This is a genomic window from Nitrospira sp. (assembly GCA_016715825.1).
Taxonomy (GTDB): domain Bacteria; phylum Nitrospirota; class Nitrospiria; order Nitrospirales; family Nitrospiraceae; genus Nitrospira_D.
On the sequence record JADJXO010000001.1, the window covers coordinates 60071 to 75464 of the forward strand.

13 protein-coding genes are annotated in these 15394 nt (G+C 55.7%); 11 read left to right on the forward strand and 2 right to left on the reverse strand.

Annotation, left to right across the window (positions count from 1 at the left end; translation table 11 throughout):
* Nucleotides 1-56: 56 nt before the first annotated feature.
* The 11 genes from pal (at nt 57) to IPM58_00320 (ending at nt 12206) form a co-directional block, all read left to right on the forward strand.
* The gene (gene pal / locus IPM58_00270; protein MBK9305547.1) at nt 57-806 is read left to right on the forward strand and encodes a peptidoglycan-associated lipoprotein Pal; all 750 of its coding nucleotides are present in this window, start codon (nt 57-59) and stop codon (nt 804-806) included.
* A 67-nt stretch (nt 807-873) separates the two neighbouring features.
* Complete coding sequence (gene ybgF, locus IPM58_00275; protein ID MBK9305548.1) at nt 874-2256, forward strand: tol-pal system protein YbgF; 1383 nt, start codon at nt 874-876, stop codon at nt 2254-2256.
* A gap of 4 nt (nt 2257-2260) precedes the next feature.
* Complete coding sequence (ybgF, locus tag IPM58_00280) at nt 2261-3022, forward strand: tol-pal system protein YbgF (protein ID MBK9305549.1); 762 nt, start codon at nt 2261-2263, stop codon at nt 3020-3022.
* A gap of 64 nt (nt 3023-3086) precedes the next feature.
* A complete protein-coding gene (gene mutL, locus IPM58_00285) occupies nt 3087-4865 on the forward strand; it encodes a DNA mismatch repair endonuclease MutL (protein ID MBK9305550.1) in 1779 nt (592 codons plus the stop codon).
* Nucleotides 4866-4895: 30 nt separating this feature from the next.
* Entirely contained in the window at nt 4896-5915 is a 1020-nt protein-coding gene (gene miaA, locus IPM58_00290; GenBank protein MBK9305551.1) for a tRNA (adenosine(37)-N6)-dimethylallyltransferase MiaA, read from the forward strand.
* Between the two features lie 2 nt (nt 5916-5917).
* Nucleotides 5918-6811 carry an S-methyl-5'-thioadenosine phosphorylase gene (gene mtnP, locus IPM58_00295; protein MBK9305552.1) on the forward strand — a complete coding sequence of 298 codons (894 nt, stop codon included), beginning with the start codon at nt 5918-5920 and terminating at the stop codon, nt 6809-6811.
* A 2-nt stretch (nt 6812-6813) separates the two neighbouring features.
* The gene (locus IPM58_00300; GenBank protein MBK9305553.1) at nt 6814-7725 is read left to right on the forward strand and encodes a sugar kinase; all 912 of its coding nucleotides are present in this window, start codon (nt 6814-6816) and stop codon (nt 7723-7725) included.
* A complete protein-coding gene (locus tag IPM58_00305; protein ID MBK9305554.1) occupies nt 7725-8405 on the forward strand; it encodes a tetratricopeptide repeat protein in 681 nt (226 codons plus the stop codon). The genes IPM58_00300 and IPM58_00305 overlap by 1 nt, the downstream gene beginning before the upstream one ends.
* Before the next feature lie 7 nt (nt 8406-8412).
* Nucleotides 8413-9342 (forward strand): helix-turn-helix domain-containing protein, encoded by a 930-nt coding sequence (locus IPM58_00310; GenBank protein MBK9305555.1) that lies wholly within the window; start codon nt 8413-8415, stop codon nt 9340-9342.
* 215 nt (nt 9343-9557) lie between these two features.
* Complete coding sequence (locus tag IPM58_00315) at nt 9558-10004, forward strand: cytochrome c (protein ID MBK9305556.1); 447 nt, start codon at nt 9558-9560, stop codon at nt 10002-10004.
* A gap of 363 nt (nt 10005-10367) precedes the next feature.
* Nucleotides 10368-12206 carry a hypothetical protein gene (locus IPM58_00320; GenBank protein MBK9305557.1) on the forward strand — a complete coding sequence of 613 codons (1839 nt, stop codon included), beginning with the start codon at nt 10368-10370 and terminating at the stop codon, nt 12204-12206.
* Nucleotides 12207-12481: 275 nt separating this feature from the next.
* On the opposite strand, the gene IPM58_00325 is transcribed toward IPM58_00320, so the two are convergent.
* Both IPM58_00325 and IPM58_00330 read right to left on the reverse strand, forming a co-directional pair.
* Nucleotides 12482-12946 (reverse strand): hypothetical protein, encoded by a 465-nt coding sequence (locus IPM58_00325; protein MBK9305558.1) that lies wholly within the window; start codon nt 12944-12946, stop codon nt 12482-12484.
* Nucleotides 12947-13393: 447 nt separating this feature from the next.
* Nucleotides 13394-15250, reverse strand: a complete 1857-nt coding sequence (locus tag IPM58_00330) for a hypothetical protein (protein ID MBK9305559.1) — start codon at nt 15248-15250, stop codon at nt 13394-13396.
* Between the last annotated feature and the right edge of the window lie 144 nt (nt 15251-15394).

Sequence of the window (15394 nt, forward strand, 5' to 3'; positions counted from 1 at the left end):
AATCGTCCTCCCCTGTATGAAAGAGTGGATATCCTATTCAGGAGGGAACCAATCCCATGAGAAAGCTACCAACCATTTACCTGCCGCTGATTTTTGGTATTCTTATAGCGGTGATGCCTGCCTGTTCCAAAAAGGCGCTTCAATCAGGTGGCGATGCCCAAACATTTCAAGAACCGACGACTAAGAGCGGGATCACGAGGGGAGGAAATCGAGACGGAACCAGCGGCGGGGTCAGCCCAAATTTTCCAGACACGGCATTCTCCGGTGGCGAGAACTCAAACAGCTTGCGCGGAATAGATCGTGACCCATCTGAAGAACGGCTCAATGGTGATGTCGGCAGCGATGGTGGTTTTGGGGGGCATGGTGGGGCGGGGAATAATCGAGATAGACTGATGGCGAAATCCGACCCAGGAGCCGCCGCTCGTCAGTTGGCTGAAATACGGGCCGAGCAGCTCGCATCAGCAGCGGCTGGCCTGCGAGATGTGTTTTTTGCCTATGATAGTTTTTCGATCACGGAGGAGAGTCGTCATGCCCTCTCCGACAACGCGGAATGGATTAAGTCCAATCCGAACAGCCAGCTGAAAATCGAAGGACATTGTGATGAACGAGGCACGTCGGCGTACAATTTGGTGTTGGGGGAGAAACGTGCGAAAGCCGTCCGGAACTATCTTGTTGAGCTGGGCGCGGCACCCAATCATCTGTCGGTCGTCTCCTACGGCAAGGAACGTCCGTTCTGCACCGAACATACCGAATCGTGTTACTCCCAAAATCGCCGTGGGCATCTCGCTGTTGGAATCGGGGAGTGACGCATGCGTGACTACGATTGACCGAACTGCCCCCTCTGATTGGTAACGATTGCTGAGAGGTCAGGATATGCTGATTCAACCATCCATGACGCATTGTGCGCTCCTCGGTATGACGATGATAGGTCTCGTGTTTTCTGGTTGTATGGCACAGCAGTCGGATCTCAAAAAAACGGAAAAAGATTTTAAGAATCAGCTGTCTCAGACCAGCGCGAGGCAGAATCAGGAAATTTCAACGTTGCGAGAACAGGAGTTGCCCCGGTTGCGAGGGGAGCTCGAAAAGGCGCTGCATCTGGCCAAGGACCTCCAGGGTAGACAAGAAGACTTTAAATACCGCTCGGCGCAGTTGGAGCAGCAGACCAAAAAGCTGGAGCAGCTGGCGGCAAAACTTGAAGCCGATAGCGGGACCCGGTATCTGTGGGTACAGAAGAGTTTCGAGACACAGGATGCCAAAGTTTCAGCCAGGCTCGACGAAGTGGCGAAAGCCATGGAGGCCTTGAAGAAAGAGCTCATCGAGGTCGTCCAGCGGACGAACGAAAGCATCACCAAGCGAGTGGATCTCAAGCTTGATGAACAACGGCGAGAGCTGGTGGAAAACAATAAAAAAGGTGAGCACGTCTCTCAGAAATTCGTCCAATTCAATCAGGCCTTGACCGGGTTTCGGGAGGCCTTGACCGGTCTGAACGATCGGGTGGGCGAGGGAGAACAGGTGTCGAAGAATCTCACTGCCAAGATCGACGCCGCTGCACAAGCGGAGGATCTCAATCGAAGCGTGGCGTCCCTGACGAAAGCCCTTGAGACGATTGGAAAGAAAATCACGGCCCGGCTGGACGAGCAGGACAACCGTATCGACGCGTTGGCGAAGACGGTTGAACATGTTTCCAATAAGCCCGCGTTGCTTCAACAGGGGGCTAAATCTGCGGAGCAGTCCACTGCGTCGAGAGAATTCACGCCCGAAGGAGGGGGCGCATCTGCGAACTCTCCCGAATCGGAAATCGCGACGGCGAGAGCAACGATCGTTCTTCCTCAGGAATCACCAAAGTTTGAATCCCCTCAGAGCAGTTTCGAGTCCCCGGATCGTGCTCGGTATGACCGGTTACTGACTATGTTTCGGGACGGGGATCTCGAAGGCGCTCGACAAGGATTTGCCGGCTTTCTCTCCGAATATCCGAACTCCAGCCTCGCGCCGAATGCGAGGTTTTGGCTTGGTGAGTCGTACTATGGCAAGAAGGATTTTCAGAAAGCCATCGATGCCTACGACAAGGTAGAGATCGACTATCCGAGCAGTGAGAAGGTGCCCGCCGCGCTTCTGAAGAAGGGGTATGCGTTTCTGGCGATGAAGGACGTGAAACGAGCCCACTCAGCATTCAGACAAGTGATGACGCTGTACCCGGGGAGTGCAGAAGCGGGAAGAGCATCGGACAAGTTGGCACAACTCAAGGAGGCACGGTAATACCATGGGTGTTCGTCCAATGCTGTCGGGTCTTCTGGTCTGCGGGCTGTCGATATCGGCGGTTGATCTTGTCGGATGTGCGCGACATGCGGATTTTATCCAAGCTCGGAACCAGCTCTCAGCGGTCGCTCGAACCCAAGACCAGGATCGTCAGCGGATGGACGCCGTCATGCGTCGGTTGGAGGCCATCGAAAAGATCAAAGACCCAGTAGCTACCAAGCCACGGTTTGATGAGTTGTCCGCTCATTTCCAGAAAATGGAACATCGACTCGCCAAACTGGAAGAGACTGCGAGCCGCTCAGCGGTGAAAGTGGATCCTCCAACGGAGTCTCGTGGCGTCAAGCCGGTCAAGTCCACCCCTCCGGCCGAATCCATCGCGATCGTCACTGGAATTACTCCGACATCGGCATTCAACTTAGCGTACAATGATTACCTCAATGGAAATTATGAACTCTCGGTGGCAGGGTTTCAGCGGTTCGTGAAAGACTTCCCCGGGACGTCGCTGACTCCCAATGCACAGTATTGGATGGGCGAATCGTATTACAATTTGAAAGATTATGGGCGGGCGATTCAAATATTCGATTCGCTTGTGGCCGAGTACCCTGGAAACGAAAAGGTGCCGGCGGCGCTGTACAAGCTTGGATTGGCCACGGCCGAGACCGGCGATCTCACAAAGTCCAGGAGAAATCTGAAGCGAGTGCTTGAGGAGTTTCCCTCGTCGGAGGAATCGAAACTAGCCAAGAATAAGCTGGCCGAAATCCGATGACCGTTGCGGTCGCGCGACGTCCTACCCTTCCTACCAGCGTCTCTGTCCTGAGGAGCCTCCTGCCGTGCTGACGACTGACGGCAGCGGTAAGATTTGCATCCTACCAGACGACGTCATCGGTCGCATCGCAGCGGGAGAAGTGGTCGAGCGTCCTGCAGCAGTCGTCAAAGAGCTGCTTGAGAACAGCATCGATGCCGGGAGTCGTGCGATCACGGTTGATGTGAAGGATGGCGGCCTCTCGCTGATCCGGGTCACCGATGACGGTGAGGGCATGAGCCGGGAGGATGCGCCACGCGCGTTTCAACGGCATGCCACCAGCAAGCTTCGGTCGGATATGGACCTCTGGTCCATCCGAACGATGGGCTTTCGAGGTGAGGCATTACCGAGTATTGCCGCGGTGGCGCATGTTCATCTGATCACGACAACGCGGGCGGGTGAACTCGGGACGGAATTGGACGTCGTGGACGGGTTGGTCGGGACCATTGCTGATGCGCCTCCCGTGATGGGGACTAGAATCGAAATATCGGATTTGTTCAAGAATCAGCCGGCGCGAAAAAAGTTTCTCAAGTCTATTCCTACAGAGCATTCGCATATCACGCGGGTGGTGCAACAAGCGGCGTTGGCATGGCCGTCCATCCAATTTCGTCTCACGCACAACGCACAGGAACTGATGAACTATCCGGCGGTACGGTCTGAGGCTGATCGAATCGCCCAAGTGTACCACCCTGCGTTTCTTGAACAGTGTGTGTCGCTCAATGCCGCGCTTCCTGGTGTTGCCGTCAGTGGGTATCTTGTCGATGCGGTTCATGCGAAGTCGTCGCGCACACCGCAAGAGGTGTTTGTGAACCGTCGCCCCGTTCGGAGCCTGGCGGTGTCCCACGCCGTTGGAGAGGGCTACGGATCGTTCATTGCCAGGGGATGCCACCCGCGATTTGTCCTGTTTTTGGAGGTGGATCCAGATCGTGTCGATGTCAATGTCCATCCCAGCAAACGAGAAGTCCGGTTTTCTGATAATGAAGCTGTGCATCAGCTGGTGCGACGAGCCGTTCGACAGGCATTGAGCCGAGAAACGACGCCGAATGATGTGCAGGACCAGAGTCGTCGTGCCGGTTCCACCCAGCAGGTCGCAGGTGCGGTGAGTCATCCGTTCTCTGCGTGTGAGTCTTCTCCGGCGACTCCAACCCCGCCCGCCTGGCAGGGTGGTGACGCTCAATTGACGTTCGTCAATGAGGCAGCAGAGTCCTATGCTCGGGTCTCCTCCATCGAAGTGATCCCGCTGGGACAGATCAATCGAACGTACCTCGTGGCTCAAGTCGGGAAAGATTTGACCGTGATCGATCAGCATACCGCGCATGAGCGCGTCCTGTTTGAACGACTGCAGCGGGCCTGGGCGACGCGCAAGATGGAGGCTCAGGCGCTGCTCATTCCTGACCCAGTTGACGTGTCTCCGGCTCACGCTGCCTTGCTGCAGCGGTACCGGGGGGATCTGGAGCAGTTAGGGTTGGAGATCGAACCGTTCGGCATCTCAACGGTTCTGATCAGATCGACCCCGGTTGGTCTTGGGCGTATCGATGGGAGCCTGTTTCTTCACGATCTTCTCGAAGACCTCATCCATTGGGACAGTCTGACAAGTCTGGAGGCAAGGGTTCGTTCGGTATTGGCCTCGCTGGCCTGTCACGGTGCCGTCCGCGCTGGTCGTCTCATGAGACTGGAAGAAATCAAAGCGCTGGTAGACGAATGGCGGAGCGAAGGAGAAATTACCACCTGTCCCCACGGACGCAGAACCTCGTTCCGCCTCACGGTCAGTGAGCTTGAAAAACTTTTTGGGCGGGTCGGTTGGTAGGCTATTCTGTCCCTCGTCCCACGTGAATCTATGCTTTCAGAACTTCTACGTCGCCACCGGCCGTTGGTTGTGCTGCTGGGACCGACGGCCGTCGGAAAAAGTCGAGTTGCGACAACGGTGGCCCGCCGGTTTGATACCGAGGTCCTGACAGCCGATTCTCGTCAGGTGTACCGTGGAATGGACATCGGAACAGATAAGCCGACGGTCGCAGAGCGTCAGGGTGTGCCGCATCGGCTGATTGATCTGGTTGATCCTCACGAAGCATTCAATGCCGGGCGGTATCGCCGCGTGGCATTGGAGGAAATCGATCGATTATATGCTGCGAACCGGCTCCCGTTCGTGGTAGGGGGTACAGGGTTGTACATACGGACCTTGGTACGAGGGTTATGCGCAGCGCCCGAGTCCGATCCCCGTGTGAGGGCAGACCTCAACAAGTTAAGAGACGAAAGGGGGAAATGCGGCCTCTATGCGGAATTGCAGCGCACTGATCCTGAGGCGGCAGCCCGGTTGCACCCGAATGACGAATCAAAGGTGATGCGGGCGCTGGAGGTCTACCGATTGTCGGGGCGCTCGATCTCGGTCATCCAGGAGGAACATCGGTTTCAGGAAAGACCGTTTTCGGCTCTGCTGATCGGACTCCAGCGCCCTCCGGACATCCTGTATCAAAGAATTGAAGAACGTATCGATTGGCAGTTGACGCATGGAATGGTAGAAGAGACGCAGTCATTGCTCAATCAGGGATGTGGGCGGGAGCTGGCTTCCATGAAAGGGCTTGGTTATCGTCAGGTCGGAGCCTTTTTGGCAGATGCGTACGACTATCCTGAAATGGTGCGCCAGTTCAAGCGAGACACCAGACACTTTGCGAAACGGCAGATGACCTGGTTTCGAAAGGAGCCAGGGATCGTCTGGCTGCCGATCGAAGAAGGGGAACGGCCTGAACAAACGGCCGAACAAGTGATCAGACAGATCGAACAGTTTATGAGGACTTTGGAGCGGCAGGCCCCGTCCAGTGTGAGGGAAGGGGCAGCCTATGGAAAGGGATCTGCATGAAGATGAAGACCAGCAAGCGGCATGCGACGGTCGGCGTGATCGGAGGAAGTGGGCTCTATAACATTGAAGGGTTAAGAGCGACTCGATCAATTCGGGTGCGAACGCCGTTCGGAGTTCCCTCCGATGCGATTACCCTGGGCACGCTCGAAGGCGTTCAGGTGGCCTTTCTCTCCCGGCATGGTCAAGGACATCTGTTGAATCCAACGGGGATTAACTATCGCGCCAACATTTTTGCGCTCAAGTCTCTTGGTGTCTCCCATATTATTTCGATCAGCGCCGTCGGGAGCATGAAGGAATCGATTCGACCTGGAGACGTCGTGATACCGGACCAGTTTATCGATCTGACTAAGCGCCGTCCCTCGACGTTTTTTGAAAATGGGATCGTGGCACATGTGGCGTTTGGTGAGCCGGTCTGTGCTGAGCTGGGACACGCGCTGCGGTCATCAGCCGAGCAAGTCGGGGCCACGGTGCATCCACGGGGGACCTATCTCTGTATGGAAGGTCCGCAGTTTTCGACCAAGGCGGAATCGCAACTCTACCGGCAATGGGGAGTCGATGTGATCGGAATGACCAATATGCCGGAGGCCAAACTGGCGAGAGAAGCGGAGCTCTCGTACGCGACGGTGGCTCTTGTCACCGACTATGACTGCTGGCATGAAACGGAGGAGGCTGTGACGGTAGACGCGGTGTTGGCCACCCTGCACCGTAATGTGGCTGTGGCCAAGCAGATCCTTCGGGCGGTCATGCCAGCCTTCACCGAGCTCAGATCCTGCACCTGTCATCGCGCGTTGGAGAATGCGATTCTGACCGCGCCGAAACGAATTCCTGCGGCGGTTCGGAAGCGGCTCGCCGTGCTCATTGCTCGTGCGTTGAGACCACAGAAAGGAGCCCGTTAGTCATGGGGAAATTGCTCGTAGTCGGATCGGTTGCGCTCGATACAGTCAAAACGCCATTCGGCGAAGGAACCGACATCCTAGGAGGGTCGGCGACCTATTTCTCGACGGCCGCCAGTTTCTTTACATCGGTGGCGCTGATCGCCGTGGTCGGAGAAGACTTTCCGCAACAACATGTCGCGTTTCTCAAAAGTCGAGGAATTGACCTCACAGGCCTGGAGCGTCGTCCCGGAGCCACCTTTCGCTGGAAAGGAGAATATACCCATCAGCTGAACGAAGCCCATACCTTGGATACGCAGCTCAATGTCTTCGAGACGTTTCGCCCCCAAATCCCAGAAGCCTATTGCGCACCCGATGTCTTGTTTCTGGGAAATATTCATCCCGAGCTGCAACTCGATGTGCTGCAGAAAGTTCAGCGTCCGGCCCTTGTGGCGTGCGATACGATGAATTTCTGGATCAATGGGCAGCGAGACGCACTTTGGAAGGTGCTGGAGAAGGTCGATGTGCTGATCATCAACGACGGGGAGGCTCGAGCCTTGGGCCAAGACTCGAACTTAGTGAAAGTCGCCAAGCTCGTGCTTGCCCGAGGCCCCAAACACTTGATCGTGAAACGCGGAGAGTACGGGGTGTTGATGTTCAATGAGAAACAGGTGTTCGGTGCACCGGCATTTCCGCTCGAAGACGTCCGTGATCCGACCGGAGCGGGAGATACCTTTGCTGGAGGATTTCTCGGGTATTTGGCGGCAACCGGAAATCGCTCGCCCGAGGCGATGAAGCAGGCGATTATCTTCGGAAGCGTCATGGCGTCATTTACAGTAGAAGCCTTTAGTCTTGACCGATTGCGAATCCTGGATTACAAAGAGATTCAGGCTCGGTTCTCAGAATTCAAGCGGTTAACGCATTTTGAGGATATTTGATGGTCAGCGTGAATAGTCGGTGCGGCCAACTGAATCGTTGTCTGGTGCCGGTGTGTGTAGGCGCCTTAACCATCATGACGGGATGTGCAACCGACAAGGAAGCGGTCCGCAAGTCGCAAGGGCATTATCAAGAAGGCGTCGCCAGTTTACCGGCAGATCGTCAACGGGCGTTTGTGTCATTTCAGAAGTCCGTCCAGTTGAACCCAGCGAACAAGGAGTCACGGTACGCGTTAGGGCATGTGTATGTCCTCCAGGGCAAGCTCCCCCTTGCGGAAGAGCAATTTCGGGCGGCCATCAAGATTGACGAATCGTATTCCGAAGCGCACACGTATCTCGGACAGGTCCTTGCGAACCAAGATCGGTGGGATGAAGCGATTGTGTCCTACAGACAGGCGCTCGCGAATCCCCTGTACCCGACTCCTGATTTGGCCAGATTTCATCTCGGTCGTGCGCTTGCACACCAGGGAGATCTGCACGGGTCCATGGAGGCGTTCGAGGATGCGGCCTCAGCCAGTCCTCCCAGCGTCCCTCCGGCAATGACCCATCTGGAGCTCGGACGGGTGTACTATAAATTGGGGTATACGACGCGAGCCCGGGAGGTCCTGAAGAAAGTCGCGACGATGGATGAGGGCGGGGGATTGGCAGAGGCGGCATCGGAACTGTTGACTCGATTGAAGTAGGAGACCTATGGAGTCGGTCGGCGAATTCTTCAGGCAAGTTCGGGAGACCAAGGGGTTGACGGTCGATGAGGTTGCGTCCAAGACCCGTATTCGTGCGGACTTCGTCAAGGCACTCGAAGACGGGAATTTTGCCAAGTTGCCGGACCAGGTCTTCGCTCGGGGATTTGTGCGGTCCTATGCACGCTCGCTGGGCCTTGATGAAGAGGATGCGATTCATCGGTTTATTCAGTCGGCCGGGTCGTTCTATGAGAAACAGGATGAACGTGAACGGCTGAAGGTTCGGCAGGTCGAGGAAGATCGCAAACGCCAAGCCAATCGAAAGACGGTCGCCATTGCGATCGGCCTTGCCGTGCTGACGTTAATCTTTCTCCTAAGCCGAGAACAATCCGCGGTGTTCCGTCAGGGCGCACCGGAACCAGCGTCCTTGGCGAAACGGCCGGCTCAAGCGGGCAAGGATCTGCCGGAACCGAGTGCCCGCGGACCGGAACATGCTCCAGAAACGTCGAAGCCAAGTGAGGTGCCTGCAGGTCTGTCAAAACCCACGGCGGACACGTCGCCCAAGCAGGAGGCAAACTCAACCGCTGTGGCGGTGTCCAAAGTTGAGCCCGGGGTGGTGTCCGCGGTTTCCACCGCATCCCCAGGCAGTGATGGTCCGCTGGCAGGGTTATCGTTGAACGGGGCTGTGGATCGGGGTGATGGACAGCTCGTTCTGGATTTAGAAGCCACGGAGTTGAGTTGGGTCGTCGTACAGATCGACAATGGCAGCCCTCAGGAATCACTGCTTCGGCCTGGTGAAAAGTCCCATTGGACGGGGCAGGATCAGTTCATCCTCACGCTTGGCAACGCCGGGGGAGTGAAAGCTGAATTAAACGGTAAACCTCAAAAGCCGTTTGGGCCCAGCGGCAAAGTGGCTCGCGACATTGTGTTGAAACGGTAGTGTCGTTGAATTCATCCATCTTCTGTTTTATCCAGAACATGCATTCAGACAAGGGATCAGACGAGCGCTATGTGTCGGTGGGGTGTTTCCTTGACAGAAATTCAAAAGCATTGGTATAGTTTTACGAATTTACCTGTCTTTTGAGAATTGAGCAGGCAAGTCAGCGGCCTGGAGTGGATGAAGGCCGATGGGTTTAACACAAAGGAGGACGTCTGATGGGGTATCTGTCCAAGTTTTTGGGTATCAGTGCAGCGATTATGCTCCTCTCGGTTTCAGTGGTGGGAGCTGAAGAAAAAGACCCTTTGAAGCCACGTGTTCCGGCTGATCAGATGGCTGAGGCAAAAGGTATGAAGAATCCGGTCGATGTCACTCCGGAGAGCATTGCAAAAGGGAAGGCCTTGTATGAGGGGAAGGGCACCTGTTTCAATTGCCACGGCAAGGCTGGTGACGGACAGGGTGAAGCCGGCAAGATTTTGAATCCAAGCCCACGGGATTTCACCAATTGCAAGTTCCACAAGAAGCGGAAAGATGGCGAACTCTTCTGGGCCATCAAGAACGGCAGCCCCGGCACGGGTATGGTTTCATTGATCCCGGCTGCGATCAATGAGGAAGAAGCCTGGGCCATCATCAACTACGAGCGGAGCTTCTGTAAGAAGGATTAGTCTCGTTTGTTGAGGGAGGTTCCACGAGTCGATAGGAAAAGGGTGGGGAGGTCACTCTCCACCCTTTTCATTTGCGTCTCGCTCATAAGAATATCGACCGGTTAACGCCGGTTTACGATCTCTAACCCGCTCCCAATACCCCGTCAGCGTTCATAAAAATCAGAAATATTGTCCCTGCCTCTGGGATCCCCTCAAAAGGGGGGACCACACGAACATCCGCCTGAGTCATGCATTGGAGCTTGCGCTGTGGATATAAAAAGGGGTAGAGTCCGCCCACTGTGAAAAAACTGAGAGCAGCACTCAAACGAGGTGACAACCACTATGGGGCCGTCTGTTTTCATCACTTGGAATAGGAGGGCGACTATGGGCAGCCTATGGCCGTGGGGGAAGTGCCGCGTAGCAGTGGTAACGGTTTCGTTTGCGCTCCTGTCGACGGGAGCCATTGGGGTTCTCAACTCCGGGGTCGGTTATGCCGGAGAAGGCGCGTTGCCGCCGGGGGTCTCGGCAGCTGACATCGAATATAATGGGCGCATTACGGTTGGTGGAGAGCCTGTCACGGCCGCCATCAATACCGCCAAGAAAAAAGGCATCATCACGTTTGACGGCACGGCAGGTGAACGGATCAACATCGGCTTTCACGGTGTTTCACTCACTCAGTTCAGGGTGGCGGTGTATGGGCCGGATGGTGCGATGGTCCCAACTCAGGCCTCGGCCGTGAAGAGCTATTATGCGACCATGCAGCGAGAACTTTCCGCTCAGACGAATGTCCAAACGTCAACCTCGTCCTATAAGTTCAGTGATGATACGGCAGGTAGTTTGATCTCCTCCAGTCAGATGAACGGAGCGAGTCTTGATCTCGTTGAGTTGCCCGCGACCGGAACCTATACGATCCTCCTCGATCCCTTCAGCGAATATACGGGGAGCGCGACCATCGCAGTCTCAAGCGCGGTGAGCGGAGAAATCGTTCCTCAAGGTGCCGCCGCGGCGTTTGATATCAAGCGGGTCGGGCAAAACGCGTACTATACCTTCTCGGGTCAAAGCGGCCAAACGGTGAGTGTGCAGTTAAGTGATGTGACGATTCGCAGTGGGTATGCGTCGATTCTGAAGCCGGACGGTATGCCCTTGGGCAAGCCGATCTCGTTTGTGTCCGGCGGAGTCATGATCCCAGGGCAGGTTCTTCCTACTTCAGGGACCTATACTATCCTCATTGATCCGGATTTGAGCTACACCGGTCATGCCAAACTCGCGGTCTATAATGCTCCTGAACTGACCGGGCCTATCGCGATCGACCAAATGACGGTGACACCGACGCTGTCCGTGCCGGGGCAACGGGCACGGTATACGTTTGACGGAACGGCGGGCCAATGGGTGAATCTCGGACTGACCGGGGTTTCAATTGCATCGAGCACGGTGTCGATCTTGAAGCCTGATGGCAGCAAGTGGTCCTCCACGACCATCGGTTCGAGCGGTGGCAGTCTCGATCCGTTGACGGCGTTGCCGGAAACAGGGACGTACACCGTTATGGTCGAGCCGGTGAGTAACTACACTGGCAGTATGACGCTCGCGCTCTCCTCGCCGGTCACAGGGACATTGGCTCTCGATGGCCCATCAGTGCCGCTCAGTCTGAGCAAACCAGGTCAGACCGCTCGGTATACGTTTGACGGCAAGGCGGGACAGTGGGTCAGCCTCGGCCTGACATCAGTGGACATCACCTCGAGTGCGGTCACGTTGATGACTGCGGAGGGGACCATCCTCGCTTCCACAGCCGTAGGGACGGCGGGTGGAGCGCTGGAAGATCAACACCCCTTGCCGACCACTGGCACCTACACGATTCTTGTAGACCCGGGCAGCAACTACACCGGGGGAATGACCCTGACCCTTTCGACGGAGGTTTCGGATTCTCTAAAGATTAACGCGGCTCCGCGATCGATCATGATCAGCAGGGCCGGACAGAATGGGCGCTACACGTTCATGGGTTCAGCCGGTCAACAGGTGATCATCAAGGTGACCCAGAATAAGCTTGGCACCGTGAACGTGAGCCTGTATTCGCCGAACGGTATCTTGCAAGCTGGTGAGACGAGCTCCGAGTCGAGCTTTACGCTCAAACCAGTGACGCTTGCTACGTCGGAAATGTATACGATTACGATCAATCCGCCGATGCCTGACACCGGCAGCATCCACATGCAGGTAACCAGCCCATAGGCCTGCTGTTTCAGCTTGGTAGCGTGACGATCCGGCTGAGATCGTGATAGATCAGAAGAGGGTGGGGAGCTCTTCCCCACCCTCTTTTTTTCATAAGGCGAAGGACGACGAAGACAAAGCATCTTCGGACAAAGCCTGCACCAGGGATCTCTCGGAAAGACCCGGCATCGGAGTGCAGGACCACACGCGAATCTAGAGTCGCAATATAACACCGCAACTCGAAGCGCTCCGCTGAAATTGCCAGATTGCCTGGGGCCGTCACGATCCTCTTCGAGCTACTGCAGACGAGCTGCTACCTCGCGCGCCGCAGATAAGAGCGGAGCCAGGTAGTCGGTTTTCTGTTTGCCTATAGGTTGTACGTTTAACGTAACGGAGTGAGATCCCTTAACGAGCTGAACAGCGACCACACCCGTCTTTTGCACGTTGTAGCGAGCTGCATCTCCAATCTTGACCGGCGTGTGCGGCTTCAGAATGGTCATCTGGTCGTACGACTCTGCCGGCCATAATTGGATCGTCAGCATGGCCACACCTGGGCTTGAATAAAGACACATGTCTCGTTCCGTGTCACCACCTGGGTGCTCGGCACCTGGTCCGATCACACGACTGGCACCTTGGAGATCAAGCAGCTCGCAGGCTCGAACTTCTTGCCCTGCCCATGCCTGATGTACTCCCCCGGCCACGTTAGGCACCAGTGCCAAGACTACTAGGGTCACTCCAAGCTTTGCGTAAGAAAGTGTCATGTGACGATCCTCCGGTTGACCGGTTGACATGGTGCTTGAATTGCCTCGCCAAGGGCAGGCCAGGCTCCACCTCGCATCGACGAGAGCGCACACCGCAGGGAAAAACCCAAGAGACTAGACCGATCCGGACAAGAAGGGCACTTGCGAGCTCTGTCCCTAGAACACGTGCCAATCACCACGAGAAGAAGTAATACGCTATAGCCGTTGCGGTTTCAATGAGGTATGTCTGTGCGACGACCTCTCCCAAGTTCAAATACTGCCCTCCTCACATTCCTTTCCCAGTGATACGTAAAAGGAATGATTTCTTATCTTGGCTACGCAATCCAGATACTGGTGTGCCACAGACTCTCTACCCTTATCTTTCTCGGAGGATTGGATTGCCCTTGTTTTGTGCATCGCAAGCGCCAATTCCATTTCCGGAGCACGCACTGGCCTGAATGGTATGAGTTAAGGCGTTTCCGACGCGGCGAGAGAGGGCAGGGTGGTGAGGACCACGTCGGTGGCTCTGTCGTCCGGTTTCAGCAGTGGAATGATCTGAGGACGCTGCACGGAGCTAAACTTTGATTTTGAAGCCCAGGCCACCTTCTGACGCACGAATCCGCTGATCTCACCGAGCGTGACCGTACCATCATGGTTTGTGTCCGCCTCTCCACGAAGACCCCGCAAGAGATAGTAGGTGAAGAGCCCGTGACGATGCGTGTCGTCGTTGAGGCCCTTGCCGAATCCCTCCACCGCGATCAAGCGGATGGTCTCATCACCATGTAATTCCCATTGGGGGGTAACGCGTGGCTTGGGGTTATCTTGAATCGAGGAGATGGTTCCTTCGAAGATAAGAATGGCCTGCTGCGGGCTGAGTTTTGCAAAGACCGATTCGAGCGATTTCAATCGGTAGAGGGTTGTTGCGGCCTTCGCTCCATCATACGGGACGAGCATGATCTCGCCAGTCGGAGATACCAGGGCCTGGCCGGAAAAATAGACGATGACAAGTCCATCCTTCATGGGCCGAGTCGGGAGCCATTCCAGAAACGCCTTCTCGATCTGCGCATGCGTCGCTTTCCGGTCTGTCAGGAGGTGGATATTGGACGCTGGAACACCCCCGAACGTCTCAAAATACTTCGCCACTGTCTCTGCATCGCGTGACGCATACTTGCGGGATCGTATCTGTTGGTCGCGATGGGAGCTGAGGCCGATCGAAATAATGGACGTGTCAGGTTGCCGAACGTGTGATGTTTGTGCCGGGACGTGATCGATATCATCGTTGGTGGATCCGGTTGGGGCGATGGTGAAGGAAAGTGTTTGGGGGCGGGCCGCAACTCCACTGCGTTCTTCTACGGCAACCTGAATCTTGGCCTGTTGGGGTTCGGCAAGCAGGGGTAACGTGGCGACAAACTCCAGTGATTTGGTTTCTCCTGCTTCAAGAGGCGGTACTCTCAAGCTCGTCGTGGGAAACTGTTCGATGGCGGGCGAGGTGCCGGATAGTGACGCCCAGGCATGTTCAATCGGGGCTATCCCAGTATTCACGATATCCACTCGAATTCTGATGTGTTCACCGCCCTCGAAGATTACATCGCTGTTCTCATCAAGCAATAGGCTTTTGAATCGAAGCACTGAACCCGGTGAGGCTGACGGAGGAGGAGGTTCCTTGGTTGTTGAAACCGAAGGCTGGGGCAGCTTGCTGACCGGTGCTGAATTCGGTGCGACTGAGGGAGGCTGTTCCTGACCACCTGCGGCAACTCTGGCAATCAACGCGACACGTGTGGCCAAATCGATGGCGGTGTCCTGGATGAATGGATCGATGTGGTAGTCGCAATTCTTTCCGAGTTGCTCCAGGCGTAGGCGCTCTCGCCGAGCGACGGTGATGTCTGATTGTCGAAGTAACGTTCCGGTTCGATCGTACACGCGAGCTACGGTCGTAAGTTGGAGGCTTGCCGGAGGCCGGTCGTAGAGGGCGTCCTTGTTGAGATCAAAGATCGAATCAATCTTGTCGATTTGAATGATATGATCAGGGGTGAGAGGGGTGTCACCTTCGGTGATCACGGTGGTAAAGGTTCGTCGCAGGCCTTCCTGCAAGGCCTCGTGGAGTCGATGTCCCAACGGAATGTCCTGCATGTGTCCGCAGGAGTCGCTGTAACGAATGGTGAAGTCGGTGAAAGATCCAGGCACCTCCAACTTGGCACTGGACGCGAGAGGGTCTCCGAGGTGGGGAAACTCCAACTGCTTGGCGCATGCGGAAAGAAGAAGAGCGCCTCCTAATCCGGTGCAGGCAACGAGGGTGGTGCGAATGAGTGGGTTCCGTGAAATCACTGGCTTGCCTACGTCTTGGGTGCACCACGGTACTGGAAAAAACATCTGAAAGCAACACGGCCCTCCTAGAGGATCGGCTCTCATGGTATGGTGGAGAGAGTTCGGCCGGCCGTTCAAAACGCTCGTAGCCCTTATTGATAGAAA

Excerpts from the sequence above, each read along its gene's own strand:
- IPM58_00315 (MBK9305556.1), top strand. The coding sequence starts at position 9,558 with ATGGGGTATCTGTCCAAGTTTTTGGGTATCAGTGCAGCGATTATGCTC.
- mtnP (MBK9305552.1), top strand. The coding sequence starts at position 5,918 with ATGAAGACCAGCAAGCGGCATGCGACGGTCGGCGTGATCGGAGGAAGT.
- miaA (MBK9305551.1), top strand. The coding sequence starts at position 4,896 with ATGCTTTCAGAACTTCTACGTCGCCACCGGCCGTTGGTTGTGCTGCTG.
- pal (MBK9305547.1), top strand. The coding sequence starts at position 57 with ATGAGAAAGCTACCAACCATTTACCTGCCGCTGATTTTTGGTATTCTT.
- ybgF (MBK9305548.1), top strand. The coding sequence starts at position 874 with ATGCTGATTCAACCATCCATGACGCATTGTGCGCTCCTCGGTATGACG.
- IPM58_00325 (MBK9305558.1), bottom strand. The coding sequence starts at position 12,946 with ATGACACTTTCTTACGCAAAGCTTGGAGTGACCCTAGTAGTCTTGGCA.
- ybgF (MBK9305549.1), top strand. The coding sequence starts at position 2,261 with ATGGGTGTTCGTCCAATGCTGTCGGGTCTTCTGGTCTGCGGGCTGTCG.
- IPM58_00310 (MBK9305555.1), top strand. The coding sequence starts at position 8,413 with ATGGAGTCGGTCGGCGAATTCTTCAGGCAAGTTCGGGAGACCAAGGGG.
- IPM58_00305 (MBK9305554.1), top strand. The coding sequence starts at position 7,725 with ATGGTCAGCGTGAATAGTCGGTGCGGCCAACTGAATCGTTGTCTGGTG.
- IPM58_00300 (MBK9305553.1), top strand. The coding sequence starts at position 6,814 with ATGGGGAAATTGCTCGTAGTCGGATCGGTTGCGCTCGATACAGTCAAA.
- IPM58_00320 (MBK9305557.1), top strand. The coding sequence starts at position 10,368 with ATGGGCAGCCTATGGCCGTGGGGGAAGTGCCGCGTAGCAGTGGTAACG.